This is a genomic window from Burkholderia sp. GbtcB21 (genome assembly GCF_019091065.1).
Taxonomy (GTDB): Bacteria; Pseudomonadota; Gammaproteobacteria; order Burkholderiales; family Burkholderiaceae; genus Burkholderia; species Burkholderia pyrrocinia_C.
The window spans coordinates 1-229 of record NZ_JAGXKA010000563.1 but is presented as its reverse complement, the minus strand read 5'-3'; the positions used below and the strand labels follow the sequence as shown (position 1 = coordinate 229).

The following is a 229-nucleotide window of genomic DNA, read 5'->3' as shown; positions in this document are numbered from 1 at the left end:
GCCGGCGCGCTGCGCGCGTGCGCGGCCGTGCTTCCGCGGGCCACCGGCGACCGCCAGGCCGGCGACGACGCGCACCTGAAGGAAATGGCCGCGCTGAGCGCGCTGCTCGTGCAGCTGCGTTCGCTGATGCCGGCGGTGTCGAAGGAATGCGAGACGCCGATGACGCAGCTCGAGGCGATCCAGCGCAGCCTGCGCCTGTGCATCGGCTATCTGGAGATCCTGTCGAGTG

Annotated in this window: 1 pseudogene; it reads left to right on the top strand. The window is 71.6% G+C overall.

What is annotated here, in order from left to right:
* Positions 1-229, top strand: a pseudogene (locus KVT39_RS37655) (FUSC family protein); the annotation flags it as partial.